At 64.4% G+C, this 23456-nt stretch carries 24 protein-coding genes; 14 read left to right on the top strand and 10 right to left on the bottom strand.

Features of this window, described 5'->3' with window-relative positions:
* Window positions 1-15: 15 nt before the first annotated feature.
* The gene (locus QA609_RS06135; protein WP_278301699.1) at window positions 16-579 is read right to left on the bottom strand and encodes a hypothetical protein; all 564 of its coding nucleotides are present in this window, start codon (window positions 577-579) and stop codon (window positions 16-18) included.
* Between the two features lie 126 nt (window positions 580-705).
* Between QA609_RS06135 and QA609_RS06140 the strand changes: the two genes are divergently transcribed.
* The 3 genes from QA609_RS06140 to QA609_RS06150 all read left to right on the top strand — a co-directional run bounded on the left by QA609_RS06140 (window position 706) and on the right by QA609_RS06150 (window position 2387).
* Window positions 706-1080, top strand: a complete 375-nt coding sequence (locus tag QA609_RS06140; protein WP_278301700.1) for a translation initiation factor IF-5A — start codon at window positions 706-708, stop codon at window positions 1078-1080.
* Window positions 1080-1931 carry an agmatinase gene (gene speB / locus QA609_RS06145; RefSeq protein WP_278301701.1) on the top strand — a complete coding sequence of 284 codons (852 nt, stop codon included), beginning with the start codon at window positions 1080-1082 and terminating at the stop codon, window positions 1929-1931. The genes QA609_RS06140 and speB overlap by 1 nt, the downstream gene beginning before the upstream one ends.
* 102 nt (window positions 1932-2033) lie before the next feature.
* Entirely contained in the window at window positions 2034-2387 is a 354-nt protein-coding gene (locus tag QA609_RS06150; protein ID WP_278301702.1) for a hypothetical protein, read from the top strand.
* Window position 2388: 1 nt separating this feature from the next.
* Here QA609_RS06150 and QA609_RS06155 read toward each other — a convergent pair whose 3' ends face one another.
* A complete protein-coding gene (locus QA609_RS06155; protein WP_278301703.1) occupies window positions 2389-3294 on the bottom strand; it encodes an acetamidase/formamidase family protein in 906 nt (301 codons plus the stop codon).
* A 103-nt stretch (window positions 3295-3397) separates the two neighbouring features.
* Between QA609_RS06155 and QA609_RS06160 the strand changes: the two genes are divergently transcribed.
* From QA609_RS06160 to QA609_RS06190, 7 genes are all read left to right on the top strand, one after another.
* Window positions 3398-3592 (top strand): cold-shock protein, encoded by a 195-nt coding sequence (locus tag QA609_RS06160; RefSeq protein ID WP_005556387.1) that lies wholly within the window; start codon window positions 3398-3400, stop codon window positions 3590-3592.
* Window positions 3593-3689: 97 nt separating this feature from the next.
* On the top strand, window positions 3690-4355 hold the full coding sequence (locus QA609_RS06165; protein WP_278301704.1) for a class I SAM-dependent methyltransferase: 666 nt from the start codon (window positions 3690-3692) through the stop codon (window positions 4353-4355).
* 223 nt (window positions 4356-4578) lie between these two features.
* On the top strand, window positions 4579-7056 hold the full coding sequence (locus tag QA609_RS06170; protein WP_278301705.1) for a cbb3-type cytochrome c oxidase subunit I: 2478 nt from the start codon (window positions 4579-4581) through the stop codon (window positions 7054-7056).
* A 140-nt stretch (window positions 7057-7196) separates the two neighbouring features.
* Window positions 7197-7691 (top strand): universal stress protein, encoded by a 495-nt coding sequence (locus tag QA609_RS06175; protein ID WP_278301706.1) that lies wholly within the window; start codon window positions 7197-7199, stop codon window positions 7689-7691.
* Window positions 7692-7740: 49 nt separating this feature from the next.
* The gene (locus QA609_RS06180) at window positions 7741-8514 is read left to right on the top strand and encodes a Nif3-like dinuclear metal center hexameric protein (protein WP_278301707.1); all 774 of its coding nucleotides are present in this window, start codon (window positions 7741-7743) and stop codon (window positions 8512-8514) included.
* A 297-nt stretch (window positions 8515-8811) separates the two neighbouring features.
* The gene (locus tag QA609_RS06185) at window positions 8812-9675 is read left to right on the top strand and encodes a hypothetical protein (RefSeq protein ID WP_278301708.1); all 864 of its coding nucleotides are present in this window, start codon (window positions 8812-8814) and stop codon (window positions 9673-9675) included.
* Between the two features lie 133 nt (window positions 9676-9808).
* A complete protein-coding gene (locus tag QA609_RS06190; RefSeq protein ID WP_278301709.1) occupies window positions 9809-10852 on the top strand; it encodes a deoxyhypusine synthase in 1044 nt (347 codons plus the stop codon).
* Between the two features lie 36 nt (window positions 10853-10888).
* Here the strand turns inward: QA609_RS06190 and QA609_RS06195 are convergent, their stop codons facing one another.
* A complete protein-coding gene (locus tag QA609_RS06195) occupies window positions 10889-11275 on the bottom strand; it encodes a pyridoxamine 5'-phosphate oxidase family protein (protein WP_278301711.1) in 387 nt (128 codons plus the stop codon).
* Between the two features lie 53 nt (window positions 11276-11328).
* A complete protein-coding gene (locus QA609_RS06200; RefSeq protein ID WP_278301712.1) occupies window positions 11329-11994 on the bottom strand; it encodes a glycosyltransferase in 666 nt (221 codons plus the stop codon).
* Between the two features lie 219 nt (window positions 11995-12213).
* On the opposite strand from QA609_RS06200, the gene QA609_RS06205 reads away from it, so the two are divergent.
* Entirely contained in the window at window positions 12214-12429 is a 216-nt protein-coding gene (locus tag QA609_RS06205; protein WP_278301713.1) for a hypothetical protein, read from the top strand.
* A gap of 160 nt (window positions 12430-12589) precedes the next feature.
* On the opposite strand, the gene QA609_RS06210 is transcribed toward QA609_RS06205, so the two are convergent.
* Entirely contained in the window at window positions 12590-13363 is a 774-nt protein-coding gene (locus QA609_RS06210; RefSeq protein ID WP_278301714.1) for a class I SAM-dependent methyltransferase, read from the bottom strand.
* Window positions 13364-13479: 116 nt separating this feature from the next.
* On the opposite strand from QA609_RS06210, the gene QA609_RS06215 reads away from it, so the two are divergent.
* Window positions 13480-14391 (top strand): helix-turn-helix domain-containing protein, encoded by a 912-nt coding sequence (locus QA609_RS06215; protein ID WP_278301715.1) that lies wholly within the window; start codon window positions 13480-13482, stop codon window positions 14389-14391.
* A 118-nt stretch (window positions 14392-14509) separates the two neighbouring features.
* Here the strand turns inward: QA609_RS06215 and glpK are convergent, their stop codons facing one another.
* The 5 genes from glpK to QA609_RS06240 all read right to left on the bottom strand — a co-directional run bounded on the left by glpK (window position 14510) and on the right by QA609_RS06240 (window position 20846).
* On the bottom strand, window positions 14510-16033 hold the full coding sequence (gene glpK, locus QA609_RS06220; RefSeq protein ID WP_278301716.1) for a glycerol kinase GlpK: 1524 nt from the start codon (window positions 16031-16033) through the stop codon (window positions 14510-14512).
* A 1149-nt stretch (window positions 16034-17182) separates the two neighbouring features.
* Window positions 17183-18007, bottom strand: coding sequence for a methyltransferase domain-containing protein (locus QA609_RS06225; RefSeq protein ID WP_278301717.1), 825 nt, complete (start codon window positions 18005-18007; stop codon window positions 17183-17185).
* Window positions 18008-18137: 130 nt separating this feature from the next.
* On the bottom strand, window positions 18138-18956 hold the full coding sequence (locus QA609_RS06230; RefSeq protein ID WP_278301718.1) for a transcriptional regulator: 819 nt from the start codon (window positions 18954-18956) through the stop codon (window positions 18138-18140).
* A 62-nt stretch (window positions 18957-19018) separates the two neighbouring features.
* Complete coding sequence (locus QA609_RS06235; protein ID WP_278301719.1) at window positions 19019-19861, bottom strand: alpha/beta hydrolase; 843 nt, start codon at window positions 19859-19861, stop codon at window positions 19019-19021.
* Between the two features lie 157 nt (window positions 19862-20018).
* Window positions 20019-20846 (bottom strand): transcriptional regulator, encoded by an 828-nt coding sequence (locus QA609_RS06240; RefSeq protein ID WP_278301720.1) that lies wholly within the window; start codon window positions 20844-20846, stop codon window positions 20019-20021.
* A gap of 929 nt (window positions 20847-21775) precedes the next feature.
* Between QA609_RS06240 and QA609_RS06245 the strand changes: the two genes are divergently transcribed.
* Window positions 21776-22594 carry an aldolase gene (locus QA609_RS06245; protein WP_278301721.1) on the top strand — a complete coding sequence of 273 codons (819 nt, stop codon included), beginning with the start codon at window positions 21776-21778 and terminating at the stop codon, window positions 22592-22594.
* Window positions 22587-23453: a class 1 fructose-bisphosphatase gene (locus QA609_RS06250; protein WP_278301722.1), complete on the top strand. Its 867-nt coding sequence runs from the start codon at window positions 22587-22589 to the stop codon at window positions 23451-23453. The genes QA609_RS06245 and QA609_RS06250 overlap by 8 nt, the downstream gene beginning before the upstream one ends.
* Window positions 23454-23456 lie beyond the last annotated feature (3 nt).

The raw sequence follows: 23456 nt of genomic DNA on the forward strand, positions 1-23456 counted from the left end.
ACCGAACCCCTCTAATTACGACCGACACGCCGCCCACAGCGTCGCGACCGAGCCGTCGTCGCCGTCGGCGCGCTCGATATCTCGTCGGAGGTCGAACGCCCGGTAGCGGTCGTCCTCGAGCAGTCTCTCGACGAGTTCCGCCGGCACCGTCACTCGCCGACACTCGCCGTCGACCAGCAGCCCGTCGGGGCCGAACGTGAACTCGACGTCGTAGTACGCGACGCGCTCGTCGTGTTCCTCGACCACTGGATGTATCGTCTCGAGTGCGTTCGCGACGTATTCGAATACCATCTTCATCCCAGGCGCATCGGTCGTTCCGAGGGCGATCCGAATCCGGGGCGCGTACACCGGTTCGCTGGCGCCTTCCTCGGCGAGCGCCAGTCGGCGGACCCTCGGCGCGCGCTCGAGATGTGAGCCCGTTCCCGGCGCCATCGACGCTGCGAGTCGGTCGTCGATAGCCTCCTCGAGCGGGGAGCGACGTGATCGACCGCTTCGGACGATCAGCACGGTAGCGACGAGGGCGACGACGAGCAGCGACGCGGCGAGCGCGGTTCGCATCGTCGGTCCGTTCGCCTCCATCCCCCGAGGCGTTTTCGCTCCGGACCGGATCGGACGAACCCGAGCGAACGGGCCGTGGTATCGGATTCCACCCGCTCGAGCGGCCATTCCAAACGGTTTATGGCCGTCGGTTGATTATCCGGCGATATGGCGAAACAGCAGCAAGAGGTTCGCGATCTCCAGGAAGGAAGCTACGTCGTTATCGACGACGCGGCCTGTAAGATCAACTCGTACTCGACGGCCAAGCCCGGCAAACACGGCAGCGCCAAGGCCCGCATCGAGGCCGAGGGCGTCTTCGACGGGAAGAAGCGCTCGCTGTCCCAGCCCGTCGACGCGAAGATCTGGGTCCCGATCGTCGAGCGAAAGCAGGGCCAGGTCGTCTCCGTCGACGGCTCGGACATGCAGGTGATGGACCTCGAGACCTACGAGACGATGACGATGCGCGTTCCCGACGACCAGGACGTCTCCCCCGACGAGAACATCGAGTTCCTCGAGATGGAAGAACAGCGAAAGATTATATAATGTTCCCCGGGGCGACCGACGAGCGCGAGCGAGCCGACGCGACGGGAGGGCCCGATCGCTCGGACGCGAACTTCGTGGTCGTCGGTGCGCCCCTGGACGCCTCGACGACCTTTCAGCCGGGGACCCGCTTCGGTCCCCGCCGCATCCGCCACTTTTCGGAGACGTTCGACGACTACGACCGCCGGACGGACCAGTACTTTTCGGAGCTGGGCGTCGTCGACCACGGCGACGTCCGTCCGTGGGACGACGTCGAGGACTACCTCGAGTGGCTCGAGGGAACGGTCCGTGACGTCGTCTGGGACGACGCCGTCCCGCTCGTGCTGGGCGGCGAACACACCGTCACGCTCGCGGGTGCCCGCGCCGTCGAGCCCGAGGCGCTGGTCGTCCTCGACGCTCACCTCGATCTCCGCGAGGAGTACGACGGCAACCGCCTCTCGCACGCCTGCGTCACCCGACGGATCCTCGAGGGTGTCGACCGTGTCGAGAAGGCGGTGATACTCGGCGCCAGAACTGGCAGCGAGGAGGAGTGGAGACGGGCGAGCGAAGCCGACGTGACGGTCGTTCCCCCCGAGGACGCCCCCGACTGGGAACCCGACCCGGCGCTGCTCGAGCGAGAGCTGTACTGCAGCGTCGATATCGACGCCGCCGATCCGGGGTATGCGCCGGGGACGGGAACCAAAGAGCCGTTCGGCCTCGAGCCCCGCGAGATGCGCGACGTCGTCCGGGCGCTCGCACCCGCCGCGACTGGGTTCGACGTCGTGGAAGTCAACGACCGGGACGACGGGCAAGCCGCGGCGCTGGCCGGGAAGCTCGTCCGGGAGTTCGTCTACGCTAGCTCGGCGTCGTCGTAACCGATCGTGCGGATTCGTTCGGTCATCGAGCCCACGACCCGATTCCGCCGAACCATACTGGTGAGGGAGTGCGATTGAGACGGTTGTCACCTAGTATCGGGTATGCCAGAACCGGAGACGAACGATCCCAATCCGGACGTGGTTTGGCACCTCCTCTCGGATCCGCAGCGCCGATACGTACTCGAGTACCTCCACTCAACCGAGCGAACGACGCTCGCGGCGCTCGCTCGCGGAATCGAAGCGAGGATCGAGGGCGGGGAGCCCGGAGACGGGGAACGGACGTCGGCGAGCCGCCGCCGGATCGAGATCGCACTCGCCCACGATCACCTTCCGCGGCTGGCCGACTGCGGCGTGATCGCGTACGATCCGTCGACCCTGGAGGTCGTCCTGACGGCCGACCCCGAGACCCGACGGCTGCTCGAGGCGGTTCTCGAGTCCGACGTGGCGGTTCGGTGAGTTACAGCGGCGACTCGAGGTAGGCCTTCGGCACCGCGTTGCGCGCGGTCACGAGCGGATCGACGACCTGGCTGATCTCGAGGCCGCCGACCAGACTCGAGAGCATGTAGGCGTCGGTCGCGTCCCAGCCGTGCTCGGCCGCGAGCAGTTCGACCGCGTCGCGGTTCGCCAGCTTGCAGGCCTCCTGGAGCGTCTCGGCGCTGGCGATCGTCTTCCAGGCGTCGGCCGTCTCGACCAGCGGTCGCTCGAGACCCGGGTCGGGATCGGAGACCACCTCGAGGGTGACGTCGATCTCGGTGGCGATCTCCGCGCCGGTACCGCACATCTCGCCGTCGGCCATCGCCGCCTTGCAGTCGCCCATCGCGAGCATCGCCCCCTCCTGGAACACCGGGAAGTAGGCGACGGAGCCGGCAGTCATGTCGGTCGTGTCGAGGTTTCCGCCGTGGTCGTGAGGGACCAGCGTCGTGTACGACTCGGAGTCGGTTGCGACTCCGATCGTTCCGATCACGGGTGCGACGTCGATCTCGAGCTCGCCGAACGCGAGGGTGTCGCCCTCGACCGACACCAACCGGGTTCTCGGCGACTCGATCCCCTCCTCGCCGTCGAGCAGGCCGAAGCCGCCGATGGTGATCACGCGCCCTTGCTCCTCGGTGAGGCGAATCTCCTCGATCTCGATCCGGAGGGCGTCGCCGGGTTCGGCTCCCTCGACCGCGATCGGTCCCGTCGCGGCGTTGACCTGCGAGGGGATCGACTCGATCACGTCCGCCTCCGTGTGGATCGTCCCGTCCAAGCTGTCTCTCGTCTCGATCGTCAGCTCGGCGCCGGGCTCGACGGTCGTTACAGCCTCGAGGTCGGGGCTGAACTCGTACACGACGCCGTCGTCGTACGTGACTTGTTCACGTTGCATACACTAACTGTTCGAACGGAGGGGTGGTAAAACGGTCCCTCGGTCGACCCGTCGAGGGTTCCACCCCTCGAATATATATGGTCGGGCGCCGGAGACACAGGTAATGCCAACCGGAACGGTCGACTTCTTCAACGACACTGGCGGCTACGGCTTCATCGAGACCGACGAAATCGACGACGACGTCTTCTTCCACATGGAGGACGTCGGCGGCCCCGACCTCGAGGAGGGACAGGAAGTCGAGTTCGAGATCGAACAGGCGGACAAGGGTCCGCGCGCGAAGAACCTCACGCGACTCTGATCGGACCCGATCGAGGGCTTCGATCCGCGGCGACGAGACGAACGAACGGCGGACGACGGCGAGCGGTGCGTTTTTGGCGTCTTACAGGTTGTCTTCTATGAATTCCGACGATATCCACGATCGATGGGCCGACCGAACGGGCGCGTACTCGCCGGCGTACTACGCCCACTACGGCCCCAACGAGACGAGCGAACTGCTCGAGGCGATCATCGACCGCGTCGTCGGTCCCGACGCCGCCGTCCTGGAGCTGGGCTGTAGCTCGGGTCGTCACCTCGCTCACCTCCACGAGCACGGGTACGACGACCTCCACGGCGTCGATATCAACGAGACGGCGTTCGAGGTGATGGAACGGGTCTACCCCGACCTCGCCGCGACGGGGACGTTCACCCACGGCTCGCTCGAGGAGTTCGTCCGCGACCGCGGGCGGGATCGGTTCGACGTCGTCTACGCGGTCCAGACCCTCCAGCACCTCCCGCCCGAGGCCGAGTGGGTGTTCGACGAGCTGGTTCGGCTGACCGACTCGCTACTCGTCACGGCCGAGACCGACGCCGGCGGATCTGTGGCTGCTGCCGACGAATCGACGGCCGACGCCGTCGACGATCCCGACTCGACCGTGACCGACGTCCGCGACGTCGACGGCGTCCCCCTGTACGTCCGCGACTGGTCGCGGGTGTTCGCCGACCGCGGCTGGATCGAACTCGAGGAGGAGGCAACCGTCCTCGACTACCACACGTTCAGGGCGTTCCGCCCGCCGGCGGAGTAGCCCGCCGAGCCCGAGCGAAGGGGTGAGCCGTTCCGTACAAAAGCGACCTTGCAACCGCACTGGATAGCTTCATACCCGCGACGGTCGAGAGCGTTCCCTTGCCTATGGTTCTCGCGTCTCGACTCCGAACGGGGGGAGATCGCCGCAGTTCGACCACGACGCCGCGCTCGAGCGGAGGCGGCCGACCGATCGGCTCGAGTGGCCGTTTCGGAGGTGGGCTCGAGTGAGCGACCTTCCGCCGAAGACGAGTCTCAGGCGCTGGCTCGTCACGACCAATCACAAGGACGTCGGGATCCTCTATCTGGTGACGGCGCTGTTCTTCCTGGTGCTGGGTGGAATCATGGCGTTGCTGTTCCGGGCGCACCTCTGGGAGAGCGGTGGCACGGGACTGCTGACGGAGAACCAGTTCAACCAGGCGGTCTCGACCCACGGGCTGTTGATGGTGTTCTGGTTCCTCTCGCCGATCGCGTCCGGCTTCGCGAACTACTTCGTCCCGCTACAGATCGGGGCGAAGGACCTCGCCTTTCCCCGCCTGAACGCACTGAGCTACTGGTTTTACCTGTTCTCCGGGATCCTGTTCGGGATCTCGTTCTTCCAGGGGAGTTCCTTCTCGGGGGGATGGACGATGTACGCGCCGCTGAACGTCCCGATGTACACGCCCGCCCTGGAGGCGACGACCGGCGGCAACGGCGCCGTGCTCGCGCTGATCCTGTTCGTGCTCTCGATCACGCTCGGTTCGGTGAACTTCATCACGACGATCCACCGCTCGCGGGCCGAGGGGCTCGGCCTGTGGAACATGCCGATGTTCACCTGGACGTGGCTGCTGACCGTCTGGATGATGCTGTTCGCGTTCGCGGCGCTGTTGGCCGCGTTGCTGTTACAGGCGTCCGACCGGATCCTGTTGACCCAGTACTTCGCGACCGATCAGGGATCGGGCCTGCTGTGGGCCCACCTGTTCTGGTTCTTCGGTCATCCGGAGGTGTACATCGTCTTCTTCCCCGCACTGGGGATTATGCTCGAGGCGTTCCAGACGTTTACGGGACGGCGACTCGTCGGCCGCAAGTGGGTCATCATCGCGATGGTGCTCATCGCGGTCCAGTCGTTTTTGGTGTGGATGCACCACATGTTCCTGACGACGATCAACCTCGAGATCAAGACGCTGTTCATGGCGACGACGATCGGCATTTCGCTGCCCTTCGACCTGATCGTCTTCGCGCTGATCTACACGATGGTCAAGGGCCGCGTGCGGATGACGACGCCGTTTCTGTTCTCGCTCGGGGCGCTCGTCCTCTTTATCCTCGGCGGTATTACGGGGGTGTTCCTGGGTGCCGTCGTGCTCGACTACGAGTTCCGGGGCACCTACTGGGTCGTCGCCCACTTTCACTACGTGATGGCCTCCGGCGTCACCGCGCTGGTCGGCGGCCTCTACTACTGGTGGCCGAAGCTCACCGGGCGGATGTACTCCGAGACGCTCGGCAAGCTCAACTTCGCGGTCTACTTCGTCGGGTTCAACCTGCTGTACTTCCCGCAGTTTCTCGCCTGGGAGACGCCCCGGCGCGTCTTCCACTACACCGAGGGTCTCCAGCTCTACCACCAGCTCTCGACGGTCGGCGCGTTCGTCTTCGGCGCCTCGTTTCTCATCCTGTTCGCGACGCTCGCCCACAGTCTCGTTGCGGGTCCGCGAGCGCCCGAGAACCCCTGGGAGTTCTCCCGCACGGCCGAGTGGGCGGTCCCCTCGCCACCGCCGCTCGAGAACTGGGACGGCCGCCCCAGCTACGCCTCGGGATCGCTCGAGTTCGTCGAGGACTCGGCGGCCCAGCCCGACGGCGGCGTCGCACACGAGAACCGGACCGCCTCGGAGGCTGCCGGGGGCGGGGAACACGCCGACCACGCCAGCATCTGGCCGCTCGGGGTGGGGTTGGGCACGTTCGTCTTCTTCCTCGGACTGACCGGGATCACGCCGTACACGATCGGCTTCGCGGAGGGAACCGGCGTCCCGCCCGAGGCGCTCACCGGGACCAGCGCCGAGCAGAGCGTCCTGTACCCGATACTGACCGTGCTTGGCGTGGCAATCATGGGGTACACGCTGTTCGAGTTCGGCCGCGAGCGGTTCGTCGTCCCCGAGATGGCCATCGCCGAGCGCTGGCCCGTCGAGGGGGTCGGCAACACGAAGTTCGGGGTCTGGGTGTTCCTCGCCTCGGACGTCGTCGTCTTCGGAGCCATCATCGGCGCGTACATCTTCATGCGACTCCACGCGGGCTGGGGCGACTGGACGCGGGTTCCGTTCGCCTCCTGGCCCGGCCTGCTGAACACGTACATCCTGCTGACCTCGAGTTTCACCGTCGTACTCGCGCTCGTGATGGCCGAACGCAAGAACAAGCGGGGCCTGCTCGCGACGCTGGGTGCGACCCTCGGACTCGGACTGGCGTTCATGGGCGTGAAAGGCTACGAGTACAGCGTGAAGTTCGCCGACGGCGAGTACTGGTGGTACGGCCTGGAGTACTCGATCTACTACGTGACGACGGGGATGCACGCCCTGCACGTCATCTTCGGCCTGCTGATCGCCGGCTTCATGATCTACCGCGTCTGGTCGATCGACGCCTATCTCGAGGACCACCGGCCGGTGGAGTTCTTCGGGCTCTACTGGCACTTCGTCGACATCGTCTGGGTGATCCTCTTCCCGCTGTTCTACCTGATGTGAACGGGACTCACGACCTTCGGTCGGTCGCGTTCGGTCGCACCCGCTCGAGCGGCGAACACCGAACGTTCGTTTTCGTATTGACGGACGTATACCTCACCTTACCATAGTCATTTGCTACCCCAGCGCATATCTTCGGACGTATGTTCGAAACGATCCTCCTCCCAACGGACGGCAGCGAGCGGGCGGAGCGAGCGGCGCCGTACGCCGTCGAGCTGGCCGAACGGTTCGACGCGACACTGCACCCGATGTACGTCGTCGACACCGACGCGCTCGGTCACGTCCTCGGTCCAGAGCAGGTCGATCGGATCGGCGCCGGCCAGTTCGCGGAGATGACCGAACTCCACGAGCGGGCCGCGGCAGCCGTCGATGGGGTCCGCGAGTACGTCGATTCGGCCGACGTCACGGTCGATCCCGTGATCGAGGCTGGGATCCCACGGACGGTGATCTCCCGGTTTGCAGCGGAGAACGACGTCGACCTCATCGTGATGACGTCGCAGGGTCGCGGCGGCGTCCGGCGCGCCCTGTTCGGGAGCATTACCGAAGATGTCGCCCGCGAGACGAACGTGCCCGTGATGGTGATCGACGCGGACGACGACCGCCAGGATCGAGCCGAACCCGAACCCGAGCTCGCCTGATCGGGAGCGATCGCAAGGTTACAAGCCATCGGCGGCGTAACCGCCCGGTATGTCCCTCGAGCTCTCGACGTTCGCGGATCGACTCGACGAGCGGCTGCACACCGACGACTACGCCGACCTCGACGCCAGCGCGAACGGTCTGCAGGTCGGCCCCGACGAGGGGAGCCTCGAGCGCGTCGCGTTCGCCGTCGACGGCGCCGTCGAAACGTTCGAGCGCGCCGCCGAGGCCAACGCGGACGCGCTCGTCGTCCACCACGGGCTCTCCTGGGGCGGGTTCGATCGGGTGACGGGACGAACGTACGATCGGCTCGAGCCCCTGTTCGAGCACGATATCGCGCTGTACGTCTCCCACCTCCCGCTGGACGGCCACCAGGAGCTCGGCAACGCCGCGGGCGTCGCCGACGTCCTCGAACTCGAGGACCGGAACCCGTTCGGCGAGCTCGGCCCCGAACACATCGGGCAGCGCGGCACCGCTCCGGACGCCTACGAGCCCGACGATCTCACTGATCGACTCGAGTCGGAGCTCGAGACCGACGGCCGACCCGTCCGGCTGCTCGAGTTCGGCCCCGACGAGATCGAGGCGGTCGCGGTCGTCACCGGTAGCGGCGTCGACTGGCTCGACGAGGCGGTCGAGGCTGGCGCGGACGCACTCGTCACGGGCGAGGGGAAACAGCAGGTCTACCACGAGGCCAGGGAGGCGGGGATCAACGTCGTCCTCGCGGGTCACTACGCGACCGAGACGTTCGGGGTTCGGGCGCTGCAGGAACTCGTCGAGGAGTGGGGGCTCGAGACGACGTTCCTCGAGGCGCCGACCGGGCTGTAGGCTGTCGTTGACGATGGATGCGGGTGCGTACACCGCCGACGCGGGACGTAGCGACGCCGTACTGTCGCCCGTCGATCGGCTCGAGTCGGCGACGATCGGTTTGACGCGGCGCTCGGGCCGTCCGTCGCCCCGACCGCCCCGCTTGAGCGACCGACGACCCGATCGTCGCGGTGGCGTCCGACGGATTGCTCGAGCCGCGCTGTTGGCTCCCGTGAACCGCCCTGCAGCCCGTCGATAACAATGGTCGTCGCGCGGGAAGGGGCTCTCACTCTCGGGATCGACCCGGGGAACTAACCAATGACACGAGAGCTCCCTTCCAGACGAGAGTGGTTACGAAGGGTCACCGTTACCGCTGCGGTGATCGGTGGCGCATCGGGCAGTGCGGTCGCCGGCGACGGCGCGGCAACGGCGACCGACGGCGGCGTCGATCCCGCGTGCGCGGAGCCGGACCCCGCCGACGTTCGGCTCGTCCCCGCCTGTACGGACGACGACGCGGCCGTCTTCTGCGTGACCAACGACGGAACGCGTCCGGTCTCCCTCGAGTGGCGCCCCGTCGATCCGCCCGAGGAACGAATCGAGTTCGTCGACTGCCAGACCGTACGCGTCGTCGGCGAGTTCGTCGACGTGATCGTCGGCGCGACGTTCGTCGCCGCGGACGGCCAGATCGGCAACCTCTTCGAGCCGTTCGGCGGCGTCGACGGCGTCCGAACGTTCGACGTCCGCGAACTCGAGGGCGTCCCCGACGACGCGATCATCGACGGTATCGAGGCGTTCCGCGACGAGCCCGTACTCCCGGGAGCGGGGGACCTCGCGGTCACGAACCCCGAGTTCGACGCCTGCCAGGAGGCGTTCTTCGGCGAGGTGCTCGTCGAGAGCGGCTCGGACGGCGAGGACGACGATCCCGAGGAGGGGGCGGATGCCGACCGTGCCGAAGACGTCTCCGCTGACGACCTCGAGACGCTGACGGTGGATCCCGGAGAGACGACCTGCATCGCCGTCGAGGCGCCGGACGGCCCCGTCGCCGTACAGCTTCTCCGGGACGGGGAGGTGCTCGTCGAGCGAACCAGCGCCGCCGACGTCGCGTGTCCGCGTCCGATCTCGGCCGACGAGGTGAGCTCCGTCGTCGCGCCGCCGGACGAGTTCGTCGACGACCGTTCCTGAGCGGTCGCGCGTCGCCGACGGTGACGGGGTCGTCGGAGGCAAGTCGCCAGAATCAGGCGCTTCCGATTCGGACGGCCGAGTCGGTCCCGCCGAGATCGCGGCGTTGAAAGCGCTGGCCCGCCGACTCGAGGACATGACCGACGAGCACGACAGCGACGAGGATCACGACCACGAGCCCGAGCGCGAGACGTTCCAACACGACCCCGTCGGCCACGCCGAGGCCCGCGCGGGGATGACGGTCGGCGAACTCGCCGACGAGTACGGCAACGCGGGCGTCGGCGCGGCGAGCCTCCACGAGGCCGTCGACGTCACCGAGGCGATGTTCGACGACGACGTGACCGTCTTCTTCGGGCTGGCCGGTGCGATGGTGCCGACCGGGATGCGTCGGATCGTCGCCGACCTGATCCGGGACGGCTACATCGACGCGCTGATCACGACCGGGGCGAACCTCACCCACGACTCGATCGAGGCCATCGGCGGGAAACACCACCACGGCTGCGTACAGGCCGAGGGCAAAACGGAGCGCGAACACGACGAAACGCTGCGCGACGAGGGAGTCGATCGGATCTACAACGTCTACCTTCCCCAGGAGTTCTTCGCGACGTTCGAATCGCACCTTCGCGAGGAGGTCTTCCCCGTGCTCGAGGAGGAGGCGGAGGACTCCGGCCCCGTCTCGATCGAACGCCTGACTCGCGAACTCGGGCGAGCCAACGCCGAGATCAACGAGCAAGAGGACGTCGAGGAGGGGCCAGGCATCGCCGCCGCGGCCTACGAGAACGACGTGCCGATCTACTGTCCCGCCGTCCAGGACTCCGTTCTCGGGCTACAGGCCTGGATGTACTCCCAGACCTCGCCGTTCTCGCTGGACGCCCTCGCAGACATGACCGCGCTGACCGACATCGCGTTCGAGGCCGAGGAGGCCGGCGCCTTCGTCGTCGGCGGCGGCGTCCCGAAAAACTTCACGCTCCAGACGATGCTCGTCGCGCCCGGGGCCTACGACTACGCGGTCCAGCTGACGATGGACCCGAAACAGACGGGCGGGCTCTCGGGGGCGACCCTCGAGGAGGCCCGCTCGTGGGGCAAACTCGAGAAAGATGCAGAAAACGTCTCGGTGTACGCCGACGCGACGATCACGCTGCCGCTGGTGATCGCCGCTGCGCGGGAACGCCTCGAGTAGCGAGCGAGTCGGCGGTACGGGGGCGCTCGGGCGGGTTCAGTACGTCCGATAGCTCGCCGTGCCGACGTCGACCCGAACGAGCCGGTTCTCCTCGTAGGCGTCGCTGGGCGCGCCGTACTTCTCGTTGATCCGGCGTCTGGCTTCGTCGGTCTCGGCCTCGTCCTCGACCACGTTCGCGGTGCCGAGCAGCGTCACCATCCACTGCGTGTCGCCGCCGTCGTCGGCCTGGATCGACAGCGCGACCTTCGGGTTCTCGCGGACGTTCTCGAGCTTGCGTCCCGTCGTGACGATCTCGACCGTGTCGTCCTCGTAGCGAAACCAGACGGGCGCGGCGTGGGGGCGCCCGTCGACGCAGGTGGCGAAGTGGGCCATCACCGGTTCGTTCTCGAGCAGTCGTTCGGCTTCGGGTGGAACCGTCGTCACGGCCGAGGATGGGTGCCGAGCCCGCAAAAGCGGCCGCCCCGCGACTGCCGGACTCAAACCGACGTCCGGAGCCGACCCGCGTCGAGGGAGACGTAGTGAAACAGCGTTCCCGTCAGTCCGCTGTCGGCGATCCGCCGACCGGAGCTCTCGACGAGCACCGAATCGTGGTAGCCCGTCGGCAGCTGCCGGGCGAGCCGTCGGCTAAAGGCGGTGTCCTCGTTTGGCACCTCGGGGAACCCCCCGGCCTCGAGAAAGGCCTCCCGGTGGACGAAGAAGTTGAACCCGGGAAGAATGGGGCGCTCGAAGTGGGGAAAGACGTGGTTGATCGTCCCCTCCATCAGCTTCGCCCGCAGGGGTCCGGTCATCCGACAGGCCGAGCTGCCGGCTGCGAGGTTCTCGCGCTCGACGAAGCCGAGCAGCTCGGTCAGATAGCTCGGCCGAACGCGAGTGTCGGCGTCGACGAAGGCCAGCCACTCGCCCTCGGCCGCCTCGCCGCCCAGGTTTCGGCCCGCGGCGATGCTCGAGCCCGATCCCTCGAGCACCGTCGCACCGTGTGCGCGGGCGACGTCGGCGGTGGCGTCCGTCGAGGCGCCGTCGACGACGATCACCTCGTACTCGTAATCGGTCTCGAGGGCGGCGATGCTCTCGAGACAGTCGGCGAGGTAGTCGGCCTCGTTTCTCGCGGGAACGACGAAACTCACGTCCGGTGTGGCTGCCATCCGTGTTTTCGAGTCCGCTACCCTCGAGTATAACCTGTGGGCGGGCAGGTGCCGACAGCCGCGTCGCCGATCGCGGCGATACTCGGTAGATCATGAACGTTTATTATGGTTCGGTCTGAAGAATGGAGTACAGATGTCGGTCGTACCCGTACACCCCCTCGCCTGATTCTCCGACGACAGCATCGCCTGCCGACGACGCGACTTCCCACACGACCGACAATGAGCACGCATCCCCACTACGCCAAGCCCGAACCGACTCCCGACCAGCCGACGACCGAGACACCGTCGACGCAGCCGACAACCGAGACGGCCTCGCCCGCGACGGCGAGCGACCGCGCTCCGGCAACGTTCTCGAGGACACGGAGCGACCGCCTGCAGAATCTCATCGACGAGTGGAACACCGCCTTCGCGGCGGACGGCTCGAGCGCCGAGTGAGGACCGTTCGGGAAGATCCAAACCGTCTTTTGGCTCTCGAGCGTAGGCCCGTACGGCCGATGACGACCCACTCGCTCCGAGCCGGACTCGGCACCCGGTGGTGACGAGCCCTATGAGTGCCGAGGCCAACGATTTACTGGTACCGGATTGATAGCGACGACTACTTTTCTGCAGCTACGACGAGCGTCGGTGGGATTCGGGCCATCCGGTCCGGCTGGAAACTCCCGTACTCGGACTCGTACTTCTCAGGGTCCTCGTACCCCGGTTCACGAAGTTCTTCGATCGAAAACCCGACTTCGAGCAGTGAGGTCGCAATCTCACTGACAGTTCTGCGGTAGACGATCATTTCGGCGTCGAACTCCTCGCTGTATTCTCTGCGTGGTGAATCGGCAAAGTAACTGACCGTCAGTTCACCAGTCTCCGGGTCGAGGCATCGATACAGGGGATGGTCGACACTGAAGACCAGTTTCCCGCCGGGTTTGAGGACGCGATGCGCTTCCGAGAAACAGGATCGGATATCTTTGACCCACTGGAATGCGAAGGCGGAAAATGCCAAGTCGTAAGACGCATCCTTAACCATCGGCATGTTAGTCACGCTCGCTTCAACAAGGTCGATATCCTCGTCGTGTTCGACCGCGAGGTCACGAGCGTGTGCGAGTTGGTTTTCGGAGAGATCCACGCCAGTCACCTCGGCACCTGCTTTGGAGATCGCAAGGCCGAATTGCGCGCCGCCACAGCCGAGTTCGATCGCTCGTTTCCCGTCGAGATCGCCGAACAGGCCGAGGTCGTCGCCATCGGGTACTCCGGGTCCGAACGCGATACCGACCTCTGTCTCGGCCTCGGCAAATGCTTGCTGGAACGTGTCTGACCAGCTTTCCCACCACTCTTTGGCTTTCTGGTCGGACCGTTCGAGCGATAGCCTTGATTCGTTCATCGTGTCTGTGAGACTGGAGCGGGACAGACATAACGTTACTCTGTAGGAGATTACAGTAACCAGACAGACGGACTGCCAGCCTTTGATTAAACAACGTAGACTCACAACCGCTCAGTATGGGGAGCGAGGATTCAGAAAGTAGTTCCACCGAGAAGGGTGAGAGCTCGCTCGACATTGAAACCCACTCATCAGCGGATGTATTCGAGACGCTCGGCAGTGAGACGCGAATCGAGATACTGGAAGCACTGGGAAACCCCCCGGGTGAGAAGATGTCGTTCACGGAACTGTACAAGGCTGTTGAGATAGACGACAGCGGTAATTTTGCGTACCATCTGAACAGAGTTCTGGGAACGTTTGTCCTCAAAGAGGACGAACAGTACCTGTTGAGTCACGCCGGGGAGCAGGTGGTCGGCTCCGTTCAGGCTGGCACGTATCAGGCAAAGGCCACTGTCGAGCCCGCTGCGTTTGGTGGAACGTGCCAGCTCTGTGGGGGCGAACTCATTTTCGAATACACACAGGAGCGGGTCAGGGTGTACTGCGACGAATGCGGAGCGGGTCGCTCGTTCCCGTTTCCACCAGGATGTCTTCCAGACTACGATATTGAGGAGCTTCCAGCGGTCTCGGCGCGTTGGTACCGAACACACGTGAAACGGGTTCTCGACAGATTCTGTCCACTCTGTGCAGGCGAGATGAGTGGCGAACTGATACACGGTGTAAACGAAGACAGCGACCCGCCAGAGCCATCACTGGCGAGATTTAGCTGCATAACGTGTGGAAAACAGGTGCATCTGACTGGTGCAACGATTGCGACGTTCCATCCTGTTTTCGAGGGATTCCTGTTCGAACATGGGTTCGATACGAGGTGTGGCCCCCATTCTGAGGTCTGGGCTGCTCTCGACGACACGACCGAAACCACACATACCCGTGATCCTCTTTCCATCGAAGTGACCTTCACTCACGATGGAGAGACGGTGACCGGTTTCGTGGAGGAAGATGCGTCACTGACGAACGTCGAGAGACAGTGGTGACACTACGTTCGTTCCGGGTACTGGTACATCGTCCGGGTTCGAGTGCCGAGGCCTCGTTTCTCGCTACTGATTCGCCTGTGAGAGAGTCGAACTGTTTCCGATCCCGTGTAACAAGCTGTCACGCCCAGTCAGCTGATCGAAGAATCGCCTCTTGCCACCGTTTGTATCGCTGTTCGACGTTCGTCCCTTCCGTCGGAACGAACGTCCGGTCGACTTGCCAGTTCTCCTCGAGTTCGTCGAGAGAGGCCCAGTAGTCGACGGCGAGCCCAGCGGCGTACGCAGCGCCGAGGGCGGTCGTTTCGTCGACCACTGGACGGATGATCTCGTTTTGCAAGATCGTCGCCTGAAGTTGACAAAGGAAGGTATTCCGGACAGCGCCGCCGTCAACGCGAAGCGTCGAGAGCGAGATCGATGCGTCTTCGACCATCGCCTCGGCGACGTCCCGTGTCTGGAAGGCGATCGACTCGAGCGCAGCACGAACCAGGTGTTCACGACGTGTGTCTCGTGTCAGTCCGACGATGGTCCCGCGTGCCCGCTGGTCCCAGTGTGGGGCCCCGAGCCCGGTAAGCGCCGGCACGAAATAGACGCCGTCAGTCGACTCGACCCGCCGGGCAAGCTGTTCGGACTCCGCGGGGTCCTCGATAAGCGAAAGTTGTTCGAGCCACTCTATCGCCGCTCCAGTAGTGAAAATCGGACCCTCAAGCGCGTACTGTGCAGGGTCTCCCGACAGCTGAAATCCGACCGTGGTGAGTAGCCCGTGTTCGCTCATCACGGCCCGTTCGCCGGTGTTCATGAGCATGAACGATCCCGTTCCGTAGGTCGTTTTCGTCTCGCCTGGCTCGAAGCAGGTCTGTCCGAACAACGCCGCCTGTTGGTCACCGAGTGCCGCCGCAACGGGGATTTCCGCTCCCAGGAAGCCGGCCGGATCCGTCCGTCCGTAAAGCGCTTCGTCAGCGGAGGGCCGAACCTCCGGGAGCGCGGCCGCCGGAACGTTGAACTCCGCCAGAAGATCGTCGTCCCACTCCAGATCGAACGTATTGAACAGCATCGTTCGAGACGCATTGGTAACGTCCGTCACGTGATTGCCCGTTAGATTGTATACGAGCCAACTGTCGATCGTTCCGAGGAGCAGCTCTCCGTCCGCCGCTCGGTCGCGGACATCTCGAGAACGCAACCGGCTGAGTGTGATCGGATCGGTGTTATCGAGCAGCCACTCGGCTTTCGGTGCCGAAAAGTACGCATTCGGCTCGAGTCCAGTTTTGTACCGGACGGCGTCGACTTTGTCTTCAGCCTCGAGGCGCTCGATCCGATCCGTCGTTCGACGGTCTTGCCAGACGATCGCGTTCGTAACCGGCTTCCCTGTCGACGCGTCCCAGAGGACGATCGTCTCTCGCTGGTTCGCTACACCGATCGCTTCCAGCTGGTTCGCCTCGAGGGGACCACGCTCGAGTGCGTCGGTGATTACACGTTTGGTGTTGTCCCAGATTTCCATCGGGTCGTGCTCGACCCACCCCTGATTCGGATACAACTGTTCGTGTGTGCGAGAGGCGCTCGAGACGACGTTCCCGCCGTGATCAAAGACACTGAACCGAGTCCCCGCCGTTCCCTGGTTGATTGAACCGACGTACGTGTTTTGAGACATCCCGTAGGTAACACACTCCGTATCTGACGCGAGTTGTCGACTGGAACAATCTCGAGTCCAGTCTCCGTCGTCTTGGTAAAAAGGTCAAGGCGGACGTGAATCTTTGTAATGAGCGGCGGGATGGACAGACGATACGGGTTATCGTCGCCAATCGGATTCCTCGTTCGTCCGGACGGACTGGCCGGAGCCGTCACCCGTCGTAGTACGTGGCTCCACAACAGCTTGTGCAGTCAGTCCGTGGCAATCAACGGCTAACAATAGTGTTTGAAAACCACATTATTGTGCACGGAAACGTACGTATGCGATGTAAGATAGTGAAGGATATTTCCAAGAACCAAAAGATGTTTTACTACATGGCGTAAATAATCAAGCAGTCATGTATCACGAACTCGACTCTCGAGAAGTAACGGAACCACGAACCCCGATGGTCGGTAGCGAAAGTAGAACGGGCCAACCTCAGTCGCCAATGTTCGGTACTGACAATACTTTCGACGAAACTACCCAGTCACCGATGGTTGGTGGCTCCGGCCGGCCCGTTCAGACGAACGGATAGTTGTAGGCTCCAGTCTGACCTCCTACCGACACCTCGATCGATCCGATCGCTCTTCTCGAGTTTGTTTAGTCGTCATACAGAACCTATTCCGGCCAGATCTTGCAGCGAGTGCGTGACTGCTCACGCGACACTCTGTAGGACCGGTTTCCCGAGTTGACTGGACGTCATTGATCGACTCGACCGGGAGCAGCCCAGCCTGCGAAATGCCGTGGTGGACCTCGAGCAGTTCGGACACCGTCGGTTCTTCCACCAGATGTCTCTAGGTAGTGACGACCCCGGCCTGTGGCTTCCCGGGGTGAGCACGACTGCCTCGAGGGAGACCGATCGCTCGAGATCGAGTTACCGTCGAACCGCCCGCGGCGTCGTCGGCCATAGCCGACATCGCGCTGGTCGAGATCCTCGATCCGTATCGGTCCGTCCTCCGTGTTCGCCGTCCGACGGTCGGCTGCCGTCATCGTCTCAACGAAAAACGACGCTGCGAACCGGCGCCAATCGCCCGCGTGAAATCATTTCGCGCTCTGGAAACGGTCGGTCCCCGGGGTTTCTTACCCAAAGCTCGCGGTTTCCGGGGGTTGAGGGGAACCACCCCTGCTCCGCTATCGCAGAGTGAGGACGAACGATTCTATCGGGAAGACGATCCCGTCGTCGTCGGTATACGCCTCGAGTCCGTCCTCGACGGCCGAGACGAGCGCATCTCGAACGTTCCGACCGACGCCGCTGATGGGCTCGGCCAGCGGCGAACTCGCCGCCTCCCGACGCACGAACTCCTCGGCCGAGGGGTAACGCACCGAGCCGATCTCGATCGCGACCGACACCTCACCGAACCCGGCATCGCGGGCGAACGTTCGAAGCTCCTCCTCGTGCCACGCGGGAAACGGCGAGCGCATCATCGCACCGGCGTCCTCGCCGACGTGGCGCTCCAGCGCCTCGGCCAGCACGACGTATCCGGGCTGGTGCTCCAGTGGCCGCCAGACGCTTATCACCACGCATCCGTCCGACCCGCAGACGCGACCCATCTCCTCGAGTGCAGCCGTCGGATCGTCGACGAACTGGAGCGCCTGCTGGCAGCAGACGGCGTCGAACCCGCCTCCGGAGAACGGCAACTCCGTCGCATCGCCCGCTCGCCACTCGATTTCGAGTTGCGCCTCCGCTGCGGTCCTCGCTGCCACCTCGAGCATCCCCTCGTTGACGTCGAGCCCGACCACCGAGCCAGCGTCGCCGACTCGGGCGGCAGCGTGTCGCGCCACGACGCCGGTTCCACAGGCGACGTCGAGCACCCGATCCCCGTTCCCGACGTCGGCTCGGTCGACGAGGCGTTCCGCCCACGGGACGAAAATCGCCGGCACGAGGTACCGCTCGTAGGCTTCGGGGGCGCTGCGGTCGAGCTGCCAGCCGGTCGATCGGCGTGTCTGATCGCTCATAGTACTACGAACGGAGAGTACGCCGCGAACCGGCGTCAATCGCCCGCGTGAAATCGTTTCACATCGTGAACGCTCGAGCGTCCGAGAACGAGTTCGGCGTCGTCGACATCGGTTCGATTCGGCGGCTGGATCACGCGAGCGGATCGACCGAGAGGAGGTCCCCCGCTTCGTCGAGGGGCGTCGCAGCCGCGCGATATCGCTCGACGATCGACTCCCCCCACTCGTACGCCCGCGGCGCGTCGGTGTCGACGAGCGATCGGATCATCCCGGAATCGGGTTCGTAACAGCAGACGCTCAGGTGGTCGTCCGTGAGACAGATACCGCACCAGTCGCTGTTCGGGAGATCGTCGTGGATGTACACGTCGTGGGTGTCGAGCTCGGCCGCCTCCGAGACGAGCTCGGGATTCCACGCGTGGACGGACTCGAACACCGCAGGCGGGTAGATCATCGTCACCGCCAGCCCGTCGAAGACGCTCTCGAAGAAGTGCTCGAGGACGCTCGCCTTCAATAGTACCATTCCGAACCCCCGAACCGTCTCGGTGTCGTCGATGAGGTCTCGATTCCGCTCCATCGGTTCGTACGGATATCCTGGACCTGGGTACGAGACCACCGCGTCGGCGAGCAAGTCTACCCGAAAGCCGTCGAGTTCGTACGGGAGCCACGGGGAGACGTCGCGAAGCCGACGCTCGAGCGCCATCGCGTCGACGAACGCCGCCAGTCGGTCGGCGACGAACTCGCCTAACCCGGTCAGCCGATACCACCTGCCGTCGCGCTCGATCCAGTGTCGCTCCTCGAAGTCGGCGAGCACGCGGCCGATAGTCGGCGCGGACGCACCCGTCGCCTCGCGCAGGTCGTGTCGGTCACACGGGCGCTCGGTCAGCGCTTCCAGAACCCCGGTGCGGTGGGCGGAACTGGCGAGGAACTCGACCTCGTCGAGTGTCGCACTCATACGGTTGCTACTCGGTGACACACCAAAACAGTATAGCCGAAGCCGCGTTCATCGCGGACGGATCACCGTCGGTCACGGGTAAACGCGAGCACCTCGTTCGTAAACCGGTCCGGCGCGGTGACGTTCGCCTCGTGTCCGTGTCCGTCGATGGTGACGACTCGGCCGTTCGGCAGCGCGTCGGCGACCGCGTCCGTCGCATCGAGAAGCCACTCGCCGCTCTCGCTACCCGCGACGAGCAGCGTCGGGACGGTCAGCTCCGCGAACCGGTCCGGGTCGAACTCGTAGTCGGCGGCGACTGCCGCTTCCAGCTTGGGGAGGATCGTCTCGAGGAAGGTGTCGACGTACGCCGGCCACGTCGGATCCGTGTGCAGCGCCTCGAGCTCGTCGGGCGTGAGCAGGGCGAGCTCCTCCAGAAAGACCGTGACTGCTCGGTCGTTCTCGCCGTCGTCCAGCAACGCCAGCATAGTCGCGAACACCTCGTCGACGTCGAGTGCGGCTTCGAACCCCGGAACGGCGGGTTCGTGCAGGACGAGGCTGCGGAGGTTGTCGGTTCGCAGGGCCGCTTCGAGCGCGTGGAACGCGCCGCCGGACTCCGCGAGCAGGGCCACGGGCTCGTCGATCGAGTCGACGACCGCGACGACGTCCTCGAACTCCCGCTCTAGCTCGAACTCGCCGGGGTGTTCGCTCTCGCCGTGACCGCGACAGTCCATCGCGTAGACGGTGTGGCGTTCGGCGACGGTGTCGCGGACACCGGAGAGATCCCAGTACCGGTGATCGATGCTCGCTCCGTGGACGAGCACGAACGGTGTCCCGCGTCCCGTTCGTTCGAACGCGATTTCGGTTCCGTCGGCCGACGTGACTGTTTCCATCTCGGTAGCCGTGTCGGAGAGTGTGTGTTCGGTCATGGTTCGATTACCTACCTTCACCTGGAGCGACGCCGGGAGTAGTCGTGTAACTATCTAGTGAAATATTGCGCGGTGTGCAACCGAGACGCGTCGATCACCGCACTCGACTGCACATCGGCCGTCGGAGGCTCAGCCGAGATCGGTCACCACGACCTGGCTACGGGACCGTGAACTGCTCGGGAACCGGCGTCTCGAGTGCGTCTTCGTCGACCGGTCGCGCCTCCTCGCGGTACCGCTCGAAGACGGTTCGCGCCCACGCTCTGGCCTCGGGCGCGTCGCTGTCGACCCACGCCCGCAGCGCCCTGGTTTCGGTGTCGTGACAGCAGATACCCACGCGATCGTCGAAGATGTCGATTCCACAGCGCGTCCTGTCGGGGAGATCGTCGTGGACGAGAACGGTACAGTGGTCCCGGGCAACCACTTCCTCGAAACGGTCGGGGTCCCATGCGACGGTCGCCGCCAGGACGGCCGGCGAGTACACGACCTCGATCTCCGTGCCGTCATCGACGGCCTGACAGAACGCCTCGTTGGCGACCGATTTGAACACGGTCGCTCCGAGCGCGTGCACCGACTCGCTTTCGTCGACCAGTTGGACCACTCGATCGACCGGTTCGTACGGGTAGCCCGGGGCCGGATAGGAGACGACGGCGTCCGCGAACAGCTCCGCGGAGAACCCCTCCATCTCCCGCGGGAGCCACTGCCAGACGTCGCGGAGTTTCATTTCGGTCTCCATCGCGTCGTGCAGTTCGCCGAAGCGTTCGGCGACGAACTCGCCGAGTGGCGTGAGTTCGTACGTCGGTCCGTTCCGTTCGATCCACCGTCGTTCCTCGAAATCGCCGAGGACGCGTCCGACGGTCGAGGCGTGGGCGCCAGTCAGTGATCGCAGGTCAGCCCGGTCGTACTCCCGTTCGGCGAGCGCATCGAGTATTCCGACCCGGTGGTTCGAACTGGCGATAAATTCGATCTCCTCGATCGGCGATCCCATTGCAGACGATCGGACGGAACCGGTATTACGTCTTTGGGGTGCTACGCAGTCCGACGAAGAACTGAGGTCACAGCTCGGAGTCGGACCGGTAGTGGTCTACCGGTTCGACGTTCGAGGTGGTTTCGAGGTCATTCGACAGCCCCAACTAACCGCGACCGTAGCAATGTAACAATCCCCCAAGAGCGGCTGGATGCGCACCTGACTATTCACTCCGCGAGTCGCTGAGAGGAATAATGGAACTTTGAGGGTCAGAGATGCCTTTAGCAAGGCTTCGATCGGTGGACCAAGTCGACCAACCAGATCTACTCGAGAAAAACATCAATAGACGGATCATACAATACAACATGGTAGCCCAAACACTGCGCTTTCTACGGATTCGATGGTAAAAGCGGCGTCTTCAACTCGAGATCATATATCATATCTTACGAGACGTCGAGATTCAGCTGCAGCCCTTTTCTGTTGCAGTTTGAATACAATACTGGGCGCCGTCGATCTCGACAGCAGTTCGGTCACCATCGACCCGCGATGGCGAAGCCGCTGGCGTGCCTCGATTGCTGTCAGCTAGTCAACGTACTCGGCTCCGGACCGCTCCCGTGAGAGGCGTTGACGTATCGCTCCGCGAGAACCACGTTATCTCTCGGAGCGAACAGCCAGCCTGCTGAAGGTGGACGGCGAACGCCCTGCTGGGAGTCCGCAGAACGCAAAGGGAGCTGCTCTCGAGGCGGATGCGTGATTCGTCGACCAGTAGAAAACACTGCTCTCCAATCGATTGCACGACACCGTCGCTTTCGTAACCGTCGCTGTCCGCTCTTTTTCCGTCTCCGATACACGAATCGGGGGTCTCTCGACCCGACGTTCGTTCGAAAGTGACCGTGTCAGAATAGTTCATATAGCTAGAGTAATAGTGCTACGGGTGAGAAATAGAGGGAATGTACCCGATAGACGAGACGCCCCTCGCCAGCGATGGCAAGATCGTCATCCTGGCATACGATCACGGGATAGAACACGGACCGGCGGATTTCACCGGAATGCTCGAGCGTGCGGATCCGAGACCGGTGTTCGAGGCCGCCACGCATCCGGCTGTCACCTCGCTCGCCGTCCAGAAGGGACTCGCGGAGGGATACTATCCCTCCTACGAAGACGACGTCGACCTACTGGTGAAACTCAACGGAACCTCGAACCTCTGGATGGGCGAACCCGACACCGCGGTCAACTGCTCCGTGGACTACGCGAACGAGATCGGCGCGTCCTCGGTCGGATTCACGATCTACGCCGGTGCGAACAACGAGATCGGCATGGCAGAGGAGTTCCGCGAGGCCCAGGAGAGCGCCCGCGAGCACGACCTCCCGGTAGTGCTGTGGGGGTACCCGCGCGGACAGGGGATCAAAAACGCCTCGAAGCCCGAGGTCATTCAGTACGCGGCACGGCTGGGACTCGAACTCGGCGCGGACGTGACGAAGGTCAAGTACCCCGGCTCGGAGAGCGCGATGGCGGACGTCGTCCGGATGGCCGCGGACTCCAAGGTCGTCATGTCCGGCGGGTCGAAGACCACCGATCGCGCGTTCCTCGAGGACGTCCGGGCCACCATGGACGTCGGCGGGGACGGCGTCGCCGTCGGCAGGAACGTCTGGCAACATGAGGACCCGTCGGCGATTCTCGACGCACTGGAGGCGATCGTCTTCGAGGACGCGACGGTCGACACCGCGCTGACGAACGCAGGACTCGAGGAGGACGCCCGCGATGAGTGACGCAACGACCGAGGAGGTGTTCGACGTCGTCGCCGCGACCGCGCCCGAGATCCGCGCCACGCTCGTCGACCGCGTCGGCTTCGAGAGCGAGGAGAACCCGAGCGGGGAGAAACAGATCGCGGCCGACGTCCACGCCGACCGGTTGCTCGAGGAGCGGTTGCGTCCGATCGACGGCGTGAACGAGTACGCAAGCGAAGAGCGCGACGAACTCGTTACCGACGGCGATGGGGAGGATGAGGGGTACGGCGTCGCCGTCGACCCGGTCGACGGCTCGTCGAACATCGAGACCAACAACGCGGCCGGAACCATCGTCGGGATCTACGACGGAGCGCTTCCAGCCAGCGGCGACAAACTCGTCGGTGCCGCGTACGTGCTCTACGGGCCACGGACGACGATGGTCGCCGCGACCGAGGGGTCCGTTACCGAGTACGTCATCGAGGACGGTGACCGGGCCGTCGTCCGAGAGGACGTCCGTATCCCGGACGAGGCCGGCGACAAGGGCGTGTTCGGATTCGGGGGGCGTGTCTCCGAGTGGCCCGCCGAGGTCGAAGCGTTCGTCCGCGAGATCGAGCAGGAGCTCAAACTCCGGTACAGCGGCGCGATGATCGGCGACATCAATCAGGTGCTCAGCTACGGCGGGATCTTCGCGTACCCACCGCTCCGGTCGGCACCGGAGAGCAAGCTTCGGCTGCTGTACGAGGGGAACCCGATCGGTTACATCGTCGAGGCCGCCGGCGGGCGTTCCTCGGACGGCGACCGATCGATCCTCGAGGTGCCCCCGGAGGACCTGCACCAGCGCGTTCCGGTTCACATCGGGACGACCGAGTACGTCGACAGGCTCGAAGCCGCACTGGACTGACGG

This window comes from Natronococcus sp. A-GB7, assembly GCF_029688865.1.
In the GTDB taxonomy this organism is placed as follows: Archaea; Halobacteriota; Halobacteria; order Halobacteriales; family Natrialbaceae; genus Natronococcus.

Bases quoted from the DNA above. Each gene is read 5' to 3' on its own strand.
- QA609_RS06135 (WP_278301699.1), bottom strand. From the start codon at position 579: ATGGAGGCGAACGGACCGACGATGCGAACCGCGCTCGCCGCGTCGCTG.
- QA609_RS06140 (WP_278301700.1), top strand. From the start codon at position 706: ATGGCGAAACAGCAGCAAGAGGTTCGCGATCTCCAGGAAGGAAGCTAC.
- speB (WP_278301701.1), top strand. From the start codon at position 1,080: ATGTTCCCCGGGGCGACCGACGAGCGCGAGCGAGCCGACGCGACGGGA.
- QA609_RS06150 (WP_278301702.1), top strand. From the start codon at position 2,034: ATGCCAGAACCGGAGACGAACGATCCCAATCCGGACGTGGTTTGGCAC.
- QA609_RS06155 (WP_278301703.1), bottom strand. From the start codon at position 3,294: ATGCAACGTGAACAAGTCACGTACGACGACGGCGTCGTGTACGAGTTC.
- QA609_RS06160 (WP_005556387.1), top strand. From the start codon at position 3,398: ATGCCAACCGGAACGGTCGACTTCTTCAACGACACTGGCGGCTACGGC.
- QA609_RS06165 (WP_278301704.1), top strand. From the start codon at position 3,690: ATGAATTCCGACGATATCCACGATCGATGGGCCGACCGAACGGGCGCG.
- QA609_RS06175 (WP_278301706.1), top strand. From the start codon at position 7,197: ATGTTCGAAACGATCCTCCTCCCAACGGACGGCAGCGAGCGGGCGGAG.
- QA609_RS06180 (WP_278301707.1), top strand. From the start codon at position 7,741: ATGTCCCTCGAGCTCTCGACGTTCGCGGATCGACTCGACGAGCGGCTG.
- QA609_RS06185 (WP_278301708.1), top strand. From the start codon at position 8,812: ATGACACGAGAGCTCCCTTCCAGACGAGAGTGGTTACGAAGGGTCACC.
- QA609_RS06190 (WP_278301709.1), top strand. From the start codon at position 9,809: ATGACCGACGAGCACGACAGCGACGAGGATCACGACCACGAGCCCGAG.
- QA609_RS06200 (WP_278301712.1), bottom strand. From the start codon at position 11,994: ATGGCAGCCACACCGGACGTGAGTTTCGTCGTTCCCGCGAGAAACGAG.
- QA609_RS06205 (WP_278301713.1), top strand. From the start codon at position 12,214: ATGAGCACGCATCCCCACTACGCCAAGCCCGAACCGACTCCCGACCAG.
- QA609_RS06210 (WP_278301714.1), bottom strand. From the start codon at position 13,363: ATGAACGAATCAAGGCTATCGCTCGAACGGTCCGACCAGAAAGCCAAA.
- QA609_RS06215 (WP_278301715.1), top strand. From the start codon at position 13,480: ATGGGGAGCGAGGATTCAGAAAGTAGTTCCACCGAGAAGGGTGAGAGC.
- glpK (WP_278301716.1), bottom strand. From the start codon at position 16,033: ATGTCTCAAAACACGTACGTCGGTTCAATCAACCAGGGAACGGCGGGG.
- QA609_RS06225 (WP_278301717.1), bottom strand. From the start codon at position 18,007: ATGAGCGATCAGACACGCCGATCGACCGGCTGGCAGCTCGACCGCAGC.
- QA609_RS06230 (WP_278301718.1), bottom strand. From the start codon at position 18,956: ATGAGTGCGACACTCGACGAGGTCGAGTTCCTCGCCAGTTCCGCCCAC.
- QA609_RS06235 (WP_278301719.1), bottom strand. From the start codon at position 19,861: ATGACCGAACACACACTCTCCGACACGGCTACCGAGATGGAAACAGTC.
- QA609_RS06240 (WP_278301720.1), bottom strand. From the start codon at position 20,846: ATGGGATCGCCGATCGAGGAGATCGAATTTATCGCCAGTTCGAACCAC.
- QA609_RS06245 (WP_278301721.1), top strand. From the start codon at position 21,776: ATGTACCCGATAGACGAGACGCCCCTCGCCAGCGATGGCAAGATCGTC.
- QA609_RS06250 (WP_278301722.1), top strand. From the start codon at position 22,587: ATGAGTGACGCAACGACCGAGGAGGTGTTCGACGTCGTCGCCGCGACC.